At 38.5% G+C, this 15,951-nt stretch carries 12 protein-coding genes and 2 rRNA genes; 5 read left to right on the top strand and 9 right to left on the bottom strand.

What is annotated here, in order from left to right; all coding sequences use genetic code 11:
• Nucleotides 1-196: 196 nt before the first annotated feature.
• From I6F49_RS08110 to I6F49_RS08100, 3 genes are all read left to right on the top strand, one after another.
• Entirely contained in the window at nucleotides 197-2,566 is a 2,370-nt protein-coding gene (locus tag I6F49_RS08110) for an EAL domain-containing protein (protein ID WP_197179687.1), read from the top strand.
• A gap of 526 nt (nucleotides 2,567-3,092) precedes the next feature.
• A complete protein-coding gene (locus I6F49_RS08105; RefSeq protein WP_197179685.1) occupies nucleotides 3,093-3,980 on the top strand; it encodes a LysR family transcriptional regulator in 888 nt (295 codons plus the stop codon).
• Nucleotides 3,981-4,034: 54 nt separating this feature from the next.
• Nucleotides 4,035-4,799 (top strand): YdcF family protein, encoded by a 765-nt coding sequence (locus I6F49_RS08100; RefSeq protein WP_197179683.1) that lies wholly within the window; start codon nucleotides 4,035-4,037, stop codon nucleotides 4,797-4,799.
• A gap of 24 nt (nucleotides 4,800-4,823) precedes the next feature.
• Here the strand turns inward: I6F49_RS08100 and I6F49_RS08095 are convergent, their stop codons facing one another.
• Nucleotides 4,824-5,576 carry a Nif3-like dinuclear metal center hexameric protein gene (locus I6F49_RS08095; protein WP_166420645.1) on the bottom strand — a complete coding sequence of 251 codons (753 nt, stop codon included), beginning with the start codon at nucleotides 5,574-5,576 and terminating at the stop codon, nucleotides 4,824-4,826.
• A gap of 150 nt (nucleotides 5,577-5,726) precedes the next feature.
• Here I6F49_RS08095 and I6F49_RS08090 point away from each other — a divergent pair, with 150 nt between their 5' ends.
• On the top strand, nucleotides 5,727-6,071 hold the full coding sequence (locus I6F49_RS08090) for a hypothetical protein (protein WP_166420644.1): 345 nt from the start codon (nucleotides 5,727-5,729) through the stop codon (nucleotides 6,069-6,071).
• 31 nt (nucleotides 6,072-6,102) lie between these two features.
• Here I6F49_RS08090 and I6F49_RS08085 read toward each other — a convergent pair whose 3' ends face one another.
• Nucleotides 6,103-6,579, bottom strand: a complete 477-nt coding sequence (locus I6F49_RS08085) for an HPP family protein (RefSeq protein ID WP_197179681.1) — start codon at nucleotides 6,577-6,579, stop codon at nucleotides 6,103-6,105.
• A gap of 104 nt (nucleotides 6,580-6,683) precedes the next feature.
• On the opposite strand from I6F49_RS08085, the gene I6F49_RS08080 reads away from it, so the two are divergent.
• Nucleotides 6,684-7,256 carry a TetR/AcrR family transcriptional regulator gene (locus I6F49_RS08080; protein WP_197179679.1) on the top strand — a complete coding sequence of 191 codons (573 nt, stop codon included), beginning with the start codon at nucleotides 6,684-6,686 and terminating at the stop codon, nucleotides 7,254-7,256.
• Nucleotides 7,257-7,296: 40 nt separating this feature from the next.
• Here the strand turns inward: I6F49_RS08080 and I6F49_RS08075 are convergent, their stop codons facing one another.
• The 7 genes from I6F49_RS08075 to rrf (I6F49_RS08045) form a co-directional block, all read right to left on the bottom strand.
• Nucleotides 7,297-10,476: an amidohydrolase family protein gene (locus I6F49_RS08075; RefSeq protein ID WP_197179678.1), complete on the bottom strand. Its 3,180-nt coding sequence runs from the start codon at nucleotides 10,474-10,476 to the stop codon at nucleotides 7,297-7,299.
• Between the two features lie 105 nt (nucleotides 10,477-10,581).
• Nucleotides 10,582-11,406, bottom strand: a complete 825-nt coding sequence (locus I6F49_RS08070; RefSeq protein WP_197179676.1) for a M90 family metallopeptidase — start codon at nucleotides 11,404-11,406, stop codon at nucleotides 10,582-10,584.
• Nucleotides 11,407-11,566: 160 nt separating this feature from the next.
• Nucleotides 11,567-12,211, bottom strand: a complete 645-nt coding sequence (locus tag I6F49_RS08065; protein ID WP_197179820.1) for a chloramphenicol acetyltransferase — start codon at nucleotides 12,209-12,211, stop codon at nucleotides 11,567-11,569.
• A 169-nt stretch (nucleotides 12,212-12,380) separates the two neighbouring features.
• Nucleotides 12,381-13,691 carry an IS4 family transposase gene (locus I6F49_RS08060; protein WP_197179674.1) on the bottom strand — a complete coding sequence of 437 codons (1,311 nt, stop codon included), beginning with the start codon at nucleotides 13,689-13,691 and terminating at the stop codon, nucleotides 12,381-12,383.
• A gap of 119 nt (nucleotides 13,692-13,810) precedes the next feature.
• Nucleotides 13,811-14,734 carry a glutaminase B gene (gene glsB / locus I6F49_RS08055; RefSeq protein WP_197179672.1) on the bottom strand — a complete coding sequence of 308 codons (924 nt, stop codon included), beginning with the start codon at nucleotides 14,732-14,734 and terminating at the stop codon, nucleotides 13,811-13,813.
• A 911-nt stretch (nucleotides 14,735-15,645) separates the two neighbouring features.
• A 5S ribosomal RNA gene (gene rrf, locus I6F49_RS08050) occupies nucleotides 15,646-15,760 on the bottom strand.
• Nucleotides 15,761-15,823: 63 nt separating this feature from the next.
• Nucleotides 15,824-15,938, bottom strand: a 5S ribosomal RNA gene (gene rrf, locus I6F49_RS08045).
• Nucleotides 15,939-15,951 lie beyond the last annotated feature (13 nt).

The raw sequence follows: 15,951 nt of genomic DNA, 5'->3' as shown, positions 1-15,951 counted from the left end.
CGAGGTATGTAATTAAAGCGCAATGAGCTAATTCAACTGTATTACCTTATTGCAATAATTTACAATCGCCTAAAGCTAATTATCATGGCTTTTAACTAAAAATTAAAACCACTCATCGCTTTATTTTGTACAAAAATACGAGATTAGGTTAACTTAACCCTGTATTTAAAAATAAAAAGAATAATATAAATTGCCTATGTCTTACAAAACTGATGCTACTAGAGCACTTGAAATAAAAACTGATCAACTGAGTATTATAAATCAGTTCTCATCTAGCTTATTACAACTCGATACACTAGAAGAGTTATTTGAGTATGTTACAACGCATGTTGTAAACCGTTTAGGATTTGTTGATTGTGTTATATATCTTGCTGACAATAAAGCAAATACATTAAACCAAGTTGCATCGATGGGTATTGCTCACGCGCGCGATAAATATCAAGCAGAGCGTAAAGTTATACGCTTTAGTGAAGGTATTACTGGTGCTGTTGCAACGACAGGAAAAGCGGTGATTATCGATGATGTAACGAAAGATAGTCGCTACATTGCTGATGAACGCCCAGCTCAATCAGAGCTATGTGTTCCTCTTATATATAAAGAACAAGTTTTGGGTGTTATTGATTGCGAACATCCAATTAAGAGCTACTTTACCAACGCGCATCTTGAAATACTTACAACCGTTGCTCACTTACTCAGTGCAAAAATCAACCAAGTAAATACGGTAAACAGCTTACAAAAAACAGTTGAACAACTTAATAATGCACAAAAATTAGAAAATAGCTTATTACAAATAGCAAATCTAACCTATAAAGCCAACGACTTAGATACATTTTTTGAAGCCCTTCATTCAATTATCAATAATTTACTTCTCGCTGATAATTTTTTTATTGCTCTATACGACAAAAAAGTAGATATACTCGATCTCGTTTATATAGTCGAAGAAGGCATAAATTCCAAAACTCATCAAAAAATATCTAAAGAACAGCTAAAAGACACAGCCTCGTATTATTTACTGCAAACAGAGCAAACCTTATTACTCGATAAAGACGCGTTTCAAAGTCATATAAATAACGGTGATTTTAAAATGGTGGGTAGGCAGTCTGAGTCTTGGTTAGGCGTTCCATTTAAAACAAGTGATCGTATTAGTGGTGTTATTGTCGTACAAAGCTATGATAAAACGCAGCACTACAACGAACACGATAGCACCCTTCTCACCTATGTGAGTCGCCAAATAAGTATGGCTATAGATAGGCAGTTAGCACGACAAGAGCTTGAGCATAAAGCATTACATGATGAGCTTACAGGCCTTGCTAATCGCTCATTGCTTATTGAGAGAATAAAACATGCTATTTTGTGTTTAACACGTGCAAAAAAAAGCACTAGCCATGCATTGTTGTATCTAGACTTTGACCGTTTTAAAAGTATTAATGATTCGCTTGGGCATGAAGTAGGCGATCATTTCCTGATAAAAATATGCGACCTGATTAAAAGCACAGTAAGAAGCACTGATACATTTGCACGTTTAGGCGGTGATGAATTTGCTATTTTTATGGAAAATATCACGCATAAAAACCAAGTTAATGAAGCTTTAAACAGAATCAAAGACGTATTAGCAAAACCTCTTAATGTAGATAGCCACTTACTTCAGGCCTCTACGAGTATCGGCATTGCCTATGCTGATGATATAAATGATAAAGCTTATATATTACTGCAACAAGCAGATGCTGCTATGTACGAAGCTAAATCGACTGGACGTGGTCAGGTTAAGTTTTTTAACAACGCGATGCGTAAAAAACTTAAAACTCATGCCGATATTGAAAACGACCTACAACACGGTATTGAACACAACGAGTTTGAGCTCTATTTTCAACCCATTTTTACAATAACCACAAGTGAAGTTATCGGATTTGAAGCACTTGTGCGCTGGCATCACCCTACAAAAGGGTTTGTACCACCTAATGACTTTATACCAATAGCTGAAACCACAGGGCAAATTATAAATCTTGACCTACATTTACTCGATTTAGCAGCCCAGCATATTTCAAATTGGCATAAACAAGGGCACCGTTTTTTAAAAGTAACGGTTAATGTATCGTCACGACACTTTGCAAGTCTCGATTTTGTAGCCCAAATACACTCTATTTATAATAAGTATCAATTACCTCTAGGTTCTTTGTGCTTAGAAATTACCGAGTCAGGCTTAATAGAAAATCTAGAGCTCGCCACCCAAATAATCGAGGGGCTATCACCTCTAAAAGTAAAGTTATGCCTTGATGATTTTGGAACGGGTTACTCGGCACTCGGCTACTTACATCAATTGCCTATTCATATTTTAAAAATAGATAAAAGCTTTATTGATCACCTACAAGACTCCACGAATCCTCTAGTTGAAGCTATTTTATCACTTGCACAATCGTTAAAGCTTGAAGTGGTTGCTGAGGGAATAGAAACACCTGAGCAATTAGCTATTTTACAATCGACCGCATGCGATTACGGCCAAGGCTTTTTAAAGTCAAAACCGGTCACAGCCAAAGAAGCCATATTACTTATCAATAAGCCCTTATAAAAAGCCCTTATAAAAAGCCCTTATAAAAAGCCCTTATAAAAAGCCCTTATAAAAAGCCAGCGAGTATGTCGCTGGCTCAGGTATTACGTATATAATTTTTATTGATCTAAACTTAAATCATGTAAAAGCTATTTTAGTTTTCCACGTGATTTTTACTACTTTAAGCATATAACTAAGTACTTACCCTGCTATTTCTCAACCCTAGCTTTAAAATCACAATCTAAATTAATTTATCCGTAATACCCTCACCTCTTAATTATCTATACAGTCGACATTTACGCAGAGATTAAACATATCACAATTAATACATTTCAAAATACAACATGAAGCAAACTCATCTAAAACTCATCAAACCAGTTTTTAAATGACTTCTATCATTAATAATTCTAATATTTTCGCGATTCATAGCAATAAACTATAATAAATCGCACAACTTTAGCCATCTAGACGTTGAAACGTTTGTTGCATAGGCGTAGTATGTGATTAATCTGAGCTGAACTCACTTTCCCCATGAGAATTTTTAAAGATGATTGGTATTAAACATTTAAAAACCATAGCAACCCTAAAAGAAACAGGATCTTTGGTTAATACAGCACGAGAGTTATTTTTAACACAGTCTGCTTTATCTCATCAAATCAAAGATTTAGAGAATAAATTGGATTGCCAATTATTTGAGCGTAAAACTCAACCTGTACGCTTTACCCCTCAGGGAATGCTATTACTTGAGTTAGCTCACGAAATACTGCCAAAAATGGAAGCGACTAAATGTCGTTTGAAAGAAAGCTTAAATCAGCCTATTTCTCAACTGCGTTTGAGTGTGGAATGCCATGCATGTTTTCATTGGTTATTGCCTACTATTAAAGAATTTAATAACTTTTGGCCTGATATAAAAATTGATTACGAGCGCGGCTTTAGTTACGACGCAATTCCTGATTTATTAAATGACGAGCTCGATTTAGTTTTAACATCAGACATACGTGAACCCGATACATTAGAATACGCGCACTTATTTGATTTTAAATTAAAGCTGATTGTGGCGCCGGATCATGAACTTGCTAAAAAAGCGTATGTAACAGCGCTTGATTTAAAAAACGAAACTATTATTTCATACCCTATCCCGCGTGAACGCCAAGATATATTTAAGCATTTCATTCAAAATGCTCGTTTTGACGGTACGTTAAAAACGGTTGACCAAGGATTACTTATTTTTCAACTAGTGAGTGCCGGAATGGGCGTTGCGGCTTTACCTGATTGGCTAGTTACACCTTACGAGAGCCAAGGCCTAATAAAGTCAATTCCTTTGGGCGCTCTTGGCCTTACTCGTCCTATGTATTTAGCAATGAAAAAAGACATGAAAGACAACCCTGTTTATCGTCACTTTTTAAATACGTGTAAGTTAAATAACGGTCGATAATCATCAATATAATGAGTAATATCGCTGTAATTAACTCTACAGCGTTTAACTCTTATGTTTGTTATTAAAAAATTGATTGGTGGCTTGCTAATGCCACTGCCCCTATTTGGTTTATTTACGTGCCTGATGCTACTACTTGCATTTAAAGGTCGTAAATCAGCTCTCTTCTTATCAACTTTAAGCTTAGTTGTATTGCTTGCATTGAGCACCCCCTTTATTGCCAATTTAATTATCCACAATAATGAACCTACGTCGCTTGCATTTAATGCCTTAAAGCATCCTAAAATAGACAAAATAGTCGTACTCGGTTGCGATATAAATCCAAATTCGGCTTTAAGTTCAAATAATCAATTAGGTAATTGTGCGCTAACGCGCTTAGTAGAAGGTGTAAAACTAGCAAAGCACTACCCTAATGCAGAACTTATCGTTTCAGGAGGAGGTTACCAAAATACCACTAATAGCGGGCTTATGTATCAAACGGCAATTAGTTTAGGAATTAATAAAAGTCGTATACTCCAAAATCCTAAAGCGATGGATACCGCAGCAGAAGCTAAACTATTAGCACCTAAATTAGTTGATTTTAAAGTTGCGCTAGTAACATCTGTGCTGCACATGCCCCGCGCTAAAGACTTATTTAATGCTCAAGGTATTGAAGTAATAACCGCAGCCACTGATTACCATAACTTTGCTGTATTACCGTGGTATAAACAATTTATACCTAATGCTCAGGCTTTAATGGTAGTAACGCAGTATGCTCATGAAGTAATTGGAAATGCATGGATCACAGTGCGCCGCTGGGCAAACCCAGAAGCGCTTTAGTTTTTCACTAAGAAACAAATACTACTAAACAGGGTTATCTATATCTATAAACGTGACGTCAAAGCCATGTTCTTGAGCAAGCAACTCACCCAAAGCTTTTACGCCATAGCGCTCTGTTGCATGATGCCCAGCTGCAAAAAAATCAATATTTTGCTCACGAGAGCTATGAATAGTTTGCTCCGATGCCTCACCTGTTAGGTAGGCATCAATGCCTTGCTCTGCAGCTAAGTCAATATAGCCTTGCCCACCACCAGTACACAGTGCAATGGTTTCAATTTTAGCTAAGCGCACGAGGCTTGTAAGTGGTTTTCGGTTAAGCACTTTTGCAATTTTATCTGCAAACGCTTCACCACTTAATGGTGTTTTTAAACGCCCTTTCATTGCTACGCTATTTGAAGTTGGCTCTAGCCCTGCTTCAATTTCAATATCCAATAACTTTGCAAGTTGCGCGTTATTGCCAACTGCTGGATGAATATCGAGTGGTAAGTGATATCCAAATAAATTAATATCATTTGCTAGTAACGCAGCTATACGACGCTTTTTCATACCTGTTATTGGCTGAGATTCTCCTTTCCAAAAAAAGCCATGATGAACCAAAATAGCATCAGCTTGTTGCTCAATAGCGGCATCTATTAATGCTTGGCTGGCAGTTACACCCGTCACAATTTTTTTAATTTCGTTTTTACCTTCGACTTGTAAGCCATTTGGGCAAAAATCTTTAATTAAATGCGGTTTTAAAATGTCATTTAGGAGTTGGTTAAATTCTCTACGCTGCATATAACTTACCTTACTTAACACTGAATTTTGTGCAAATTTTGGCGTTTATAGGCTTAAAATGGAAGGAAAATCGCAAAAAATTGAAAAACTGTTTTAAAATAGGTATAAATACGGCTTCTTTATCTGTGTTCACAACGTATAGGGTCTCTGATGAGCAAACTAGACAAAACAGAAGTGTTATCTGCCTTTGAAGCAGCGTACGAAACTGCCAATGGTAAAAAACCTGAAATCACAACCAAACCTGGTTGGTACAGCATTGATGGTGGTAAAAATTTACGCCTAGCTGACGTAGCAGAGCTAACTAAAAAGTTAAACTCTGGCAAAACAACTAAAACGAAAAAACCAAAAGCAGCTGCGCCTGTAAAAGCACAGAAAAAAGCGCCATTCACTGTTGTTACCGAAAACGAAGAAGAAGGTTACACAGCGGAAGAACTTTGGATTGTAATTTTAGCACGTAAAGATCATGACTGTCGCTTACCGCGCGGTGTTGTTTAATCAACATTTATGATTTTTAAAAGAAACCGCGTTAAGCGGTTTTTTTATGCCCGCTATTTACCGAAGAAGACAGTAACCACTTTGCAGCAAAGCCACAAATAACAATAAACATCGTCCCGACTAATACTGGCATAATCAAAAAGTCCCAACTTTGCCCTGATACAATAATCAAAATAGGGTTAGCATCCGCCGCAGGATGCACTGTTTTAGTGAGCATCATGAGTGTAATTGCAACACCAACAGCTAATGCAATAGATACACTACCATCACCAACATAAGTAACAAAAACAATCCCTACAAATGCTGTTAGAAGATGGCCAACAATCACGTTTTTTGGCTGTGCTAATGGGCTATTTGGAATACCAAACACAAGTACCGCCGTTGCACCAAAAGGTGCCATCAACCATAGCCCGTAGTCTCCCATATTATTAAGCCAAGCTAAAAACCCCAATACCAGCGCTGAAAAAAAGCCAGCAATACAGGCTGATTTAATATTTTCAATATTCATGTTACACCTTTAAATAATGGGAGACAGACCTGTCTACCTGGCAAGAATAGACAAGTCTGTCTACTTATGTCAAGATATACTTCGGCTAATATTTAAGGGATTTCATGAATAAACGAGAGCAAATCATTACAACAGCACTTAATCTCTTTTATAACAAAGGTATACATGCTGTGGGTATTAATGAAATTCTAGCCGTTTCAGGTATCGCTAAGAAAACGCTTTATAATCACTTCTTAAGCAAAGATGATCTAATACTTGCTTGCTTAGCCATGCGTGATAAAAATTTTAATAATTGGCTAAAACAAACCTGTGAAAAACAAAATGCCTTTGACGTAGCTAGTGGATTATTTGCAGGGTTAACGAGTTGGTTTAATAATGCAGTGCCTGAATTGGGTGATTTTAATGGGTGCTTTTTTATAAATGCAGCAGCTGAATATCCATTTCCAGCACATTCTATTGCAATACAGTGTAAAGCACATAAACACGCTGTGCTTAAAATTATATTGAATGCTTTACTTGCCACTCCTCAGCTAAGAAATAATAAAGTTAAAGCCGAAAATATCGCACAAACATTATTTACTTTAAAAGAAGGGTTAATATGCCAAGCGCGTGTTATGCATAATCAATCACTCGTAATGCCAAGCACTGCGTTGCTAAAACACATAATACAAAGCTAAAAAAAGCGGCTAATAGCCGCTCTTAAAAAGTTAAAATAAATTATAGCTTTTCGAAGTAAAGCGGTTGACGTTCTTTTTTACCCACTTCATTCATCGTTTCTGCATTGAATAATCGACCATTGATCATGGTGTAATCTACTTTATCCGAATCTCGAATATTTTTAAGCGGATCGCCATCTATAACCATTAAATCGGCAAGTTTGCCCACTTCAAGCGAGCCTACGTTTTTATCAAGCCCTAAGTATTTAGCTGGGTCGATTGTTGATGCACGTATAGCCTCAAGTGGAGTCATTCCGCCTTGTGCAAACATCCACATCTCCCAGTGAGCACCTAAGCCTTCACGCTGACCGTGAGCACCTAAGTTAACCAATACACCTAAATCTTGTAGCTCAGCAGCAACGCGTGCGTTATTAAAGTGATTATAGTGATGATCGGGCGCTTTAATGCGGCGCATTGAGCGTGGTAATAATTGATTTTTAGGCACAAATTTACTTAAACGCGGGTGATTCCACACATCAGTTTTATCGTACCAGTAGTTCTCACCCCAAATGCCACCATAAGCCACAACTAAAGTTGGCGTATAACCAACATCACTTTGCGACCATAACTGCTTTATATCGTCGTATATGTGCTCTACAGGGATTGAATGCTCAATACCTGTGTGTCCATCTACAATCATACTTAAGTTATGTTGTAATAATGAGCCGCCTTCAGGGACAACCATCATTTCAAGCATCCGGCCTGCTTCGATAACTTGTTGGCGCTGCTCACGGCGAGGCTGGTTATACGATTTAACACTAAACGCACCTACTTTTTTAAGGCGCTCTAAATGAAATTTTGCATCGTCTAACGAGTCAATATGCGAAGTATAACCTGGCATATTTGCGCCGTATAAAATAGTACCGGTTGAGAAAATACGCGGGCCAACAATCATGCCTGCCTTTTGCATTTCGCTTGCGGTAAATATTTCAGAGGTATCGTTTGATGGATCGTGAATTGTAGTTACACCCAGCGCTAAACCTGCAAAGTTTTTCCAGTTTTGCTCAGGTATAATTTCGTCACTTGCTTGCGAGCCATGTGCATGAGCATCAACAATACCGGGCATAATTGTTTTGCCTGTTACATCAATAACCTCAGCACCTTTAGGGATGCTTATATCGCTGGCTGTACCAATTGCTTTAATATGCTTGCCATCAGTGATAATTACACCATTTTCAATAACCTTTTCGCCATCCATAGTTATTATTTTTGCACCAGTAAGCGCAATCATTCCCTTTGGCTCAGCCATTTTTTTACTAAAACCGATGTTATCGCCACTTTTTACTTTAAAATCGGCATCTTCGGCTTTATTAATAGCAAACATGCCATCAAGGCTTGCATGATAAAGCTCTGCACCTAATGTCCAATAAAGCGTGTTGCTTTTAGCACTCCAGCTAATATTTTCACCCGCACGTACCGATAGCTGCTCTATTGGAAATTGACTATCTTTAGGCCCAATATTAATTGTTTTACCACTTTGGACAAACGGCGTTACAAATACTTTAAATCGCTCCGCAAACGCGAGGTATTTACCATCTGGCGATACTCTAAATTCAGTCGCATGCTCTGACTCGTATAATTTGCGAACTTTTTTACTTTCAAGCTCAACCACACTTAGCGTTGGCTTTGGCCAAGGACTCATTATAAAAACGCGATCGTTTGCATCACCAAATTGAGGCTGGTAACCACTTTTTGAAATTAGCTCACTTTTCCCGCCTTTACTACTTACGCTATATATACCGGGGTTAAGTGACCACTTAGGATTTAGTATACTGCCACCGGTGGCTTTTCGATAAACAACCGTTTTACCATTTGGACTAAACGTAGGCTCTACGTACTTACCTGGCTCTTTCGTAATTGTATCGCCACGACCACTGCGCGCAGACACCACACGCACTGAGCCTTGCTTGTTATCATCCCATGTGGTGTAAACTATTTTTTTACCATCGCGAGAGTACTGCGGGAATAATTCATAATGATCAGTTTGCTTTGTTAAACGCTTAATTTTACCCGATTCTAAATCGCGTTTATAAATGTGCCCAAGTGCTTCAAAAATGGCCGTTTCGCCATCAGGACTTACTTGCACGTTACGCAGCATTTTTACATCAAACTCATCAGTATCTAAGTTTTGTGTAAAGCGCACCGCTTTTTGAATTTTTTTAGTAGTTTGTACTTTAAAAGGAATGGTTTTCACAGATTTATCGGCAACATCTAGCTTGTGAATTGTACCACCAGCCCAAAATACCAATTCTTCGTTATCGGGTGTCCATGCAATGGTTGGGTATACACCATGAATAGCCCATGTTTCTTGCATGTCTCGCTCAAGCTTATCGTAAAGCTTTGTGTGCTCACCACTGGTTAAGTCATATAAATAGAGGCTTGTTTGAAAGTCATCACGCTTTATATACGCCAATTTTTTTCCATCTGGCGACGGCGTAGGCCTAATAGCACCGCCCATCGTATCGATTACGGTTTCAATTTCACCTGTTTCACGGTCGTAGCGCTTAATTTTATAAATACCCGCTACAGAATCTTTTGAGTAATGAAATGTTTTACCGGGTGTTGCATCATGCGAAAAATAAACATAACGACCATCAGGTGAAAACATAGGCTCACCTAAATCTTTTTGATCGTTCTCTCGTTTTGTAAGCTGTACGCCCTTGCCGCCCGCTTTGTGGTACAGCCACACTTCACCCGCACCGAGTGAACGACTCGCCGTAAAGTGCTTACGTGCAACTAAGTAATCCCCATCAGGGCTCCATGCAGGACTATTTAGTAATCGGAAGGTTTCGTCAGTAACAGCGTGTTGATTTTCGCCATCTAAGTCCATTGTCCAAATATTATCGCCGCCACCTTGATCTGACGTAAACGCAATACTTTTACCATTGGGACTAAAGCGAGGCTGCATTTGCCATGCAATATCAGAGGTGAGTTTTGTTGCTGTACCGCCACTCATTGGCATAGTGTAAATATCGCCAAGTAAGTCAAATACCACTGTTTTACCATCTGGGCTTACATCGATATTCATCCATGTACCTTGCTCAACACTTATTGCAGCGTCAACAAATTGCCCTTTAGGTGAATCTACTTGCCATTTTTGTTCTTCTTTTTCAGCGGCATTCACTTGCCCTATCGCTAATGACACTGATAGCGCCAATACTGTATGAAGCATTTTTTTCATGCGTTTCTCGCTTGTTATTGTTGCAGTAAAAACTATTTTACATGATTGCAACAAAAACAAACGCAACTTGCCAGCGTTATATGATAAAGCGCGGTTTATATAGGTTTAATGCCAAACAATAGGGTCAAATTGATAGTAATTAACCAACATACTATAAATTTCAGGATCGTACCGGCGCAGCTCCTCAGGCTTTTCAAGAAAGGTTTCGGTTATAACAGCAAAAAACTCAGCTTCATTAGTCGCACCGTAACTGTGAATAACATGCGGCATGCTATAGGCAACATGACTTTTTAACTGAGTAAACGCGCGGCTAAATATTCGCCCCCACTCAGCGTAATCTGCTGAGCTTTTTAAAATGGGTGTGCCTGTCGTTTTACCTGTTTCTTGATCAAGTTGATGCGCAAATTCATGAAAAACTAAATTATGTCCATCGCTTGGTAAACGATTACCCTCAAGCACATCATGCCAACTGAGTACAAGTGTGCCACCAGGCCATGATTCGCCTAACCTTACTGTATTATGGTAACTAACAAGTCCTGCACTATCGCGGGTTGATTGCGGTGCATAATAAGCACTTGGGTACAATAAAATTTCTTTTACATTTTTATATAACGGCCACGGTTTGTTGAGCACTAATACACACGCATCAGCCGCTACAATTAGCTTCATTGCGGATGTTAGTTTTAAGCCATCACAACCCACAAAGCGTTTTTCGTTTAAAAACCACGTTATGTGTCGCTCTAACTTTTCTCTGTCTGCATCGGTCATTTTTTTATAGATAGGCATACAACGCAATAAAATATCTTTTTGCTGTGAATTTAAAGCAAAGTCTTTATATTTACTGCGCCATAGTCGATTTTGAATTGATGGCCAACGCCAGAAAATCACCACAAAAAGAATTAAAATAAAGATTAACAGTCCATTTATCATGGGGATTTCCTGAGCTAAGGTATGGTATATAAGTATGTCCAGCACGCGTGCTTTTCAACTATATAAAGTTATGTATTTGAATATAAAGTAATTCACATCGTATTGCTTATAGATTACTTATAAATTGTTTACTGCTTTGCACTGCCGCTAAATGATGTATTTAAAGTGAACCTCTGCAAAAAGTGTCAAAGGTCCCCTGCAAAGTGTTTATAAATTTTGCTACGTGCAAACCATCCATTAATGAGTGGTGTACATCAATAGCTAAAGGCATTGTGCCTGTGTGTTTATCAAACTGTCCAAATACGAATTTAGGAATGCCTAAACTCTCCCCTTCACTAAATGCATGCGAAAACGCACTAAAATTTAGCCACGGCAAAACAGATATATGAATTAAATCGGCCTGCCCTTCTGTTTGGGAAAAGGCATCTGAGAATAACGGCTGTAATTTCGCTTTTTTGCTTACATCATTTGCATGGCTTGCAAACTCTTTAAAATCGCTTGTGCTATTAAAATAACTAAAAACAAACGTATCGTTTTCAGATAGTTCAACCACACTTGCGCGAACACTGCTAAGTAGCCATGGCTTACTATCTATAATACGTAGCATTATTGAATCTACCTTATGGCACGCTTTTAAAGTGCAATATACATACGCTTGAAAAAAAGAAAGTTGATTGGTTTTGCAATAATCGTAAAGTGCTTGAGCGTCTAAACGTACGCACACATTAAAATAAGGCTGAGAGAAGTTTTTAAATAACTCAAAATGTTGTTTTCTAGGCCAATTATCTAAATCGATAGGCTGCATGAGAGAAGTTGAGGGAGTCATAATGTGCCGCACAAAATTAAAAATAAAGTGTACCGCTGTTCAATAGTAATTGCATTAGGGTCTGTTGATCTTTCAAGGTTAAATTTGCAAAGATCAACACCCTTTAACTTACAGACAAACAAAAGGTGTGCAATTGCACTAATGCCGTTCACTTAAGGTGAGCGGCTTTTTTATTTCTAGCGTACCGCTGCGGTCTTGGCTTGACTGAGCGAGGAAAACTTCGATCCCTTCGAGGCTCTAGAATGAGGCTTTCTGCCATTGCATAAAAATATTTTAACTGACGTGGTATGGCTCCAGGTGTTGAATAAGGTAATCCAACAAGCAACCTCATTATTTGAGCTAAACTACCATTGAAACTGAGTTGGTATGGTAAATAATCACCTTTTAATGTGTGGCACATTTTTACCATCTGATATCGCACCATATTATAAGTAAGTAACACTCCCCACAGCTCTTGCTTTACAAGCGCTGGTAAGCGACTTCTTAATGTTAATCGATTACCCAGCATATATTGCTTTTGTTCGCGATAACCAAGCTCTATCTCCCAGCGGTGACTGTATATATCGCCTATATCGGCTGATGGATATCGCATCGGATCTGTCATCGATGTCATCACACTGTATGATTTCCCCTTTATTTTTCGAGTCACTAACCTCGCTATTAAGGTGTCAGGCAGCATTGGCCACATTTTTCTTGCTCTTGGGTTACTGCTAAGTTGGACTAATTTATCATTACGCCCTAATGTTTGAATAACGTCATATTGCACATTTTTTTTCAGGGGGATTAGCCAATGGCGTTCACTGCCAGTCGTTTGCCATTTATGTAAAAGCCCTAAAGAATAGAAGCCTTTGTCGAATAAAGTGAGACTGTTATCGGGTGTGGTTTCTATAAGCTTTTCAGCCAGCACCATTTCATTGACCTTGTAATCATCAAAAGCGCTCCCCGTTATTAAATGGCTGCTCAGCTCCATTTGACACACCATTCTGCCCTGAGGGTATTGTGTATTGGCCGGTTTTGTAAAGGCCTCATTATTTTGGGGGGAGTCATCCGTACGCCAAACAACACCATCGACACCAAGTAAAGTAAGCCCATTCCAATGAGGGTGATTAGCGTCATCATTCCAATGTCTTTGGGTGCATTCAAATAAGGCTTTCATGGCGGCTTCACCTAGGTTTTTACGACGCTGAGTTAAAGCACTTGGCGCAACAAATGGCTTTCCTTCTCGGTCAACAATATCGAGCATATTAACGACATCGGCCATCGATTTGTCATTATAAATAACCATCCCGATCAACAACCAAGCCATCGATTCTAGGGTTAGTTTGCTTTTTCGTAGTGTAACGGTTTCGGTCAGCGCATAGGCCTCTTCGATAAGGGATAAAGGGAGTAAATCTGCGAGTGTTTCAACTTCATTAGGTTTGATGTTGTTGATAATATCGAGAGCATTAGAAAGTTGCATAAAAAATCCGAATTCTACAAAAGAATTCGGATTCTTACATACCTAGAAGATCGTTCAAGTGCTATTAACTATTTCTTAAATGATCGGCATTAGAGCAATTACTGCTCCCTTTCGTTTAGCTAAAAAATAGAAATATCGAGTTTTTTAGATAACAGCTCCAACGCTGCGATTCCTGCAACAGAATTACCAAACGAATTAAGCCCCGGCGAATAAACAGCTACAGTAAACTTATTTGGTAACACAGCTAAAACAGTCCCTGACACTCCCGACTTACCTGGCATACCTACTCTGTAACCAAAATCACCCGCAGCGTCATATAAACCACTCGTAAATAAAAGCGAATTTAGCTGCTTGTTTTGACGGCTACTTAGAACACGATTTCCCGAACGATTATCAACACCTTTATTAGCTAAAAAATTATAAGCTTTGGCTAATTCAATACAGTTAAGCTCAATAGAACAAAAGTTAAAGTAAGCCCACAAAACATCATCAACTTCATTTTCAAAATTACCAAACGATTTCATCAAATGCGCCATCGCAGCATTTCGATGCCTAAACTCATACTCTGAATTAGCGACTTTTTTATCAATTACTATGCCTCTATTACCAGCTAATAACCTGAAGGTTTCGAGCATAGAATGCATTGGCGCAGATAAGCGGCTGTATAACGCATCACACGTTACAATTGCGCCTGCATTGATGAATGGGTTACGAGGAATCCCCTTTTCAAACTCAAGCTGTGTAAGCGAGTTAAAGGCTGTACCTGAAGGCTCTTTACCAACTCTATGCCAAAGTTCATCACCATAACGCTGTAGTGCCATAGTAAGTGTCATAACTTTAGAAACTGATTGAATAGTAAAGCGTTGAGAACAATCCCCTGCGCACACAGTTTCACCATCAGTTGTATAAATAGCGATAGAAAATTGCTCTGGATCCACCTCGGCAAGTGCCGGTATATAATCAGCTACTTTCCCCTGTGATAATAAAGGACGCACTTCATGTGCTATTTCATCAAGCACCTTTTGGTAATCAGCTGTAGGCAATCTAGACCTCTATATCGTCATTCATAAAAATTGGATTTTAACACGCGCTATTAAGTGCACCTAGTTTTGTTGTCGAATTTAACGGTGAGATTTTACAAAATTTAAATAGAAAAAAACGTCACATTACTGTATCTGGTTTCTCTTAATTAAATCCTGGTAATGTCATGGTGCCCACTGCGGTGGAGAGTCACAGTGCAAATGCTACGTACTCGTTGTCGAGCGGAGATTTTTATAATTTTAGCGTCGGGAGTCGCTACGCTCGCCCGACCTACGTGATGAATATTGATGTGAGTGGGTGTTATACCAATTCCAATAAATAGCTGATCTATTTTACTTGCTAAAACAACCCATTTCTTTGTTGTCAATTTCGTAAAGGGAGCAACCATTTATACCAATCTGCTTATGTATGGGGTCTATTTAACGTTAAGGAAATTATGCTAGAACTAGGCAAAAATTTTTGTATCTAGTTGTTCTCGGCAATTGCTCCCTGCATTGCTCTACCTCCTGCATCCATGCAGTCGTAAATAAAAAATTTTTAACGACGTTATAGTGCAATTTAATTCGTTAAATTGATCAAAGATTTATGCAGGTTGGTATTACATCAATTTACGCCTAGAACTGAATTTTTTTTCGGCGTAAAATTCAGATCACATACTTAATGGAATTGGTATTAATTGTGCGTATTTCACTTTTCTGCAGACATAAAAAAGCCCGAATCTTAAATTCGGGCGCTCTACAATATGAAGTCGGTGCGCTACGCAGTAGGATGTCGTAGTGCCCACAGCGGTAAAGAGTCACATAGCAAATAATACACTATTAATAATCGTATCGTCTCTTAGTATGCAAAGTTTTACTAATTTCAAAAAGCAAAAAACCCGTTACATTGCTGTAACGGGTTTCTCTTAATTAAATCCTGGCAATGTCCTACTTTCACATAGCAAATGCTACACTATCATCGGCGCTGTTTCGTTTCACTACTGAGTTCGGCATGGAGTCAGGTGGGTCCAAAACGCTATTGTCACCAAGAAAATTCTTTTCAATTTTCTTATTTTTAATTATTAAGATTAAAGTCCTTCGACTGAATTTGAAGCCTGGCAATGTCCTACTTTCACATAGCAAATGCTACACTATCATCGGCGCTGTTTCGTTTCACTACTGAGTTCGGCATGGAATCAGGTGGGTCCAAAACGCTATTGTCACCAAGCAAATTAGGTGCA

This window comes from Pseudoalteromonas sp. SWN166, assembly GCF_015864485.1.
Taxonomy (GTDB): Bacteria; Pseudomonadota; Gammaproteobacteria; order Enterobacterales; family Alteromonadaceae; genus Pseudoalteromonas.
The sequence above is the reverse complement of the archived record's forward strand: the minus strand, read 5'-3'. Positions and strand labels throughout refer to the sequence as shown.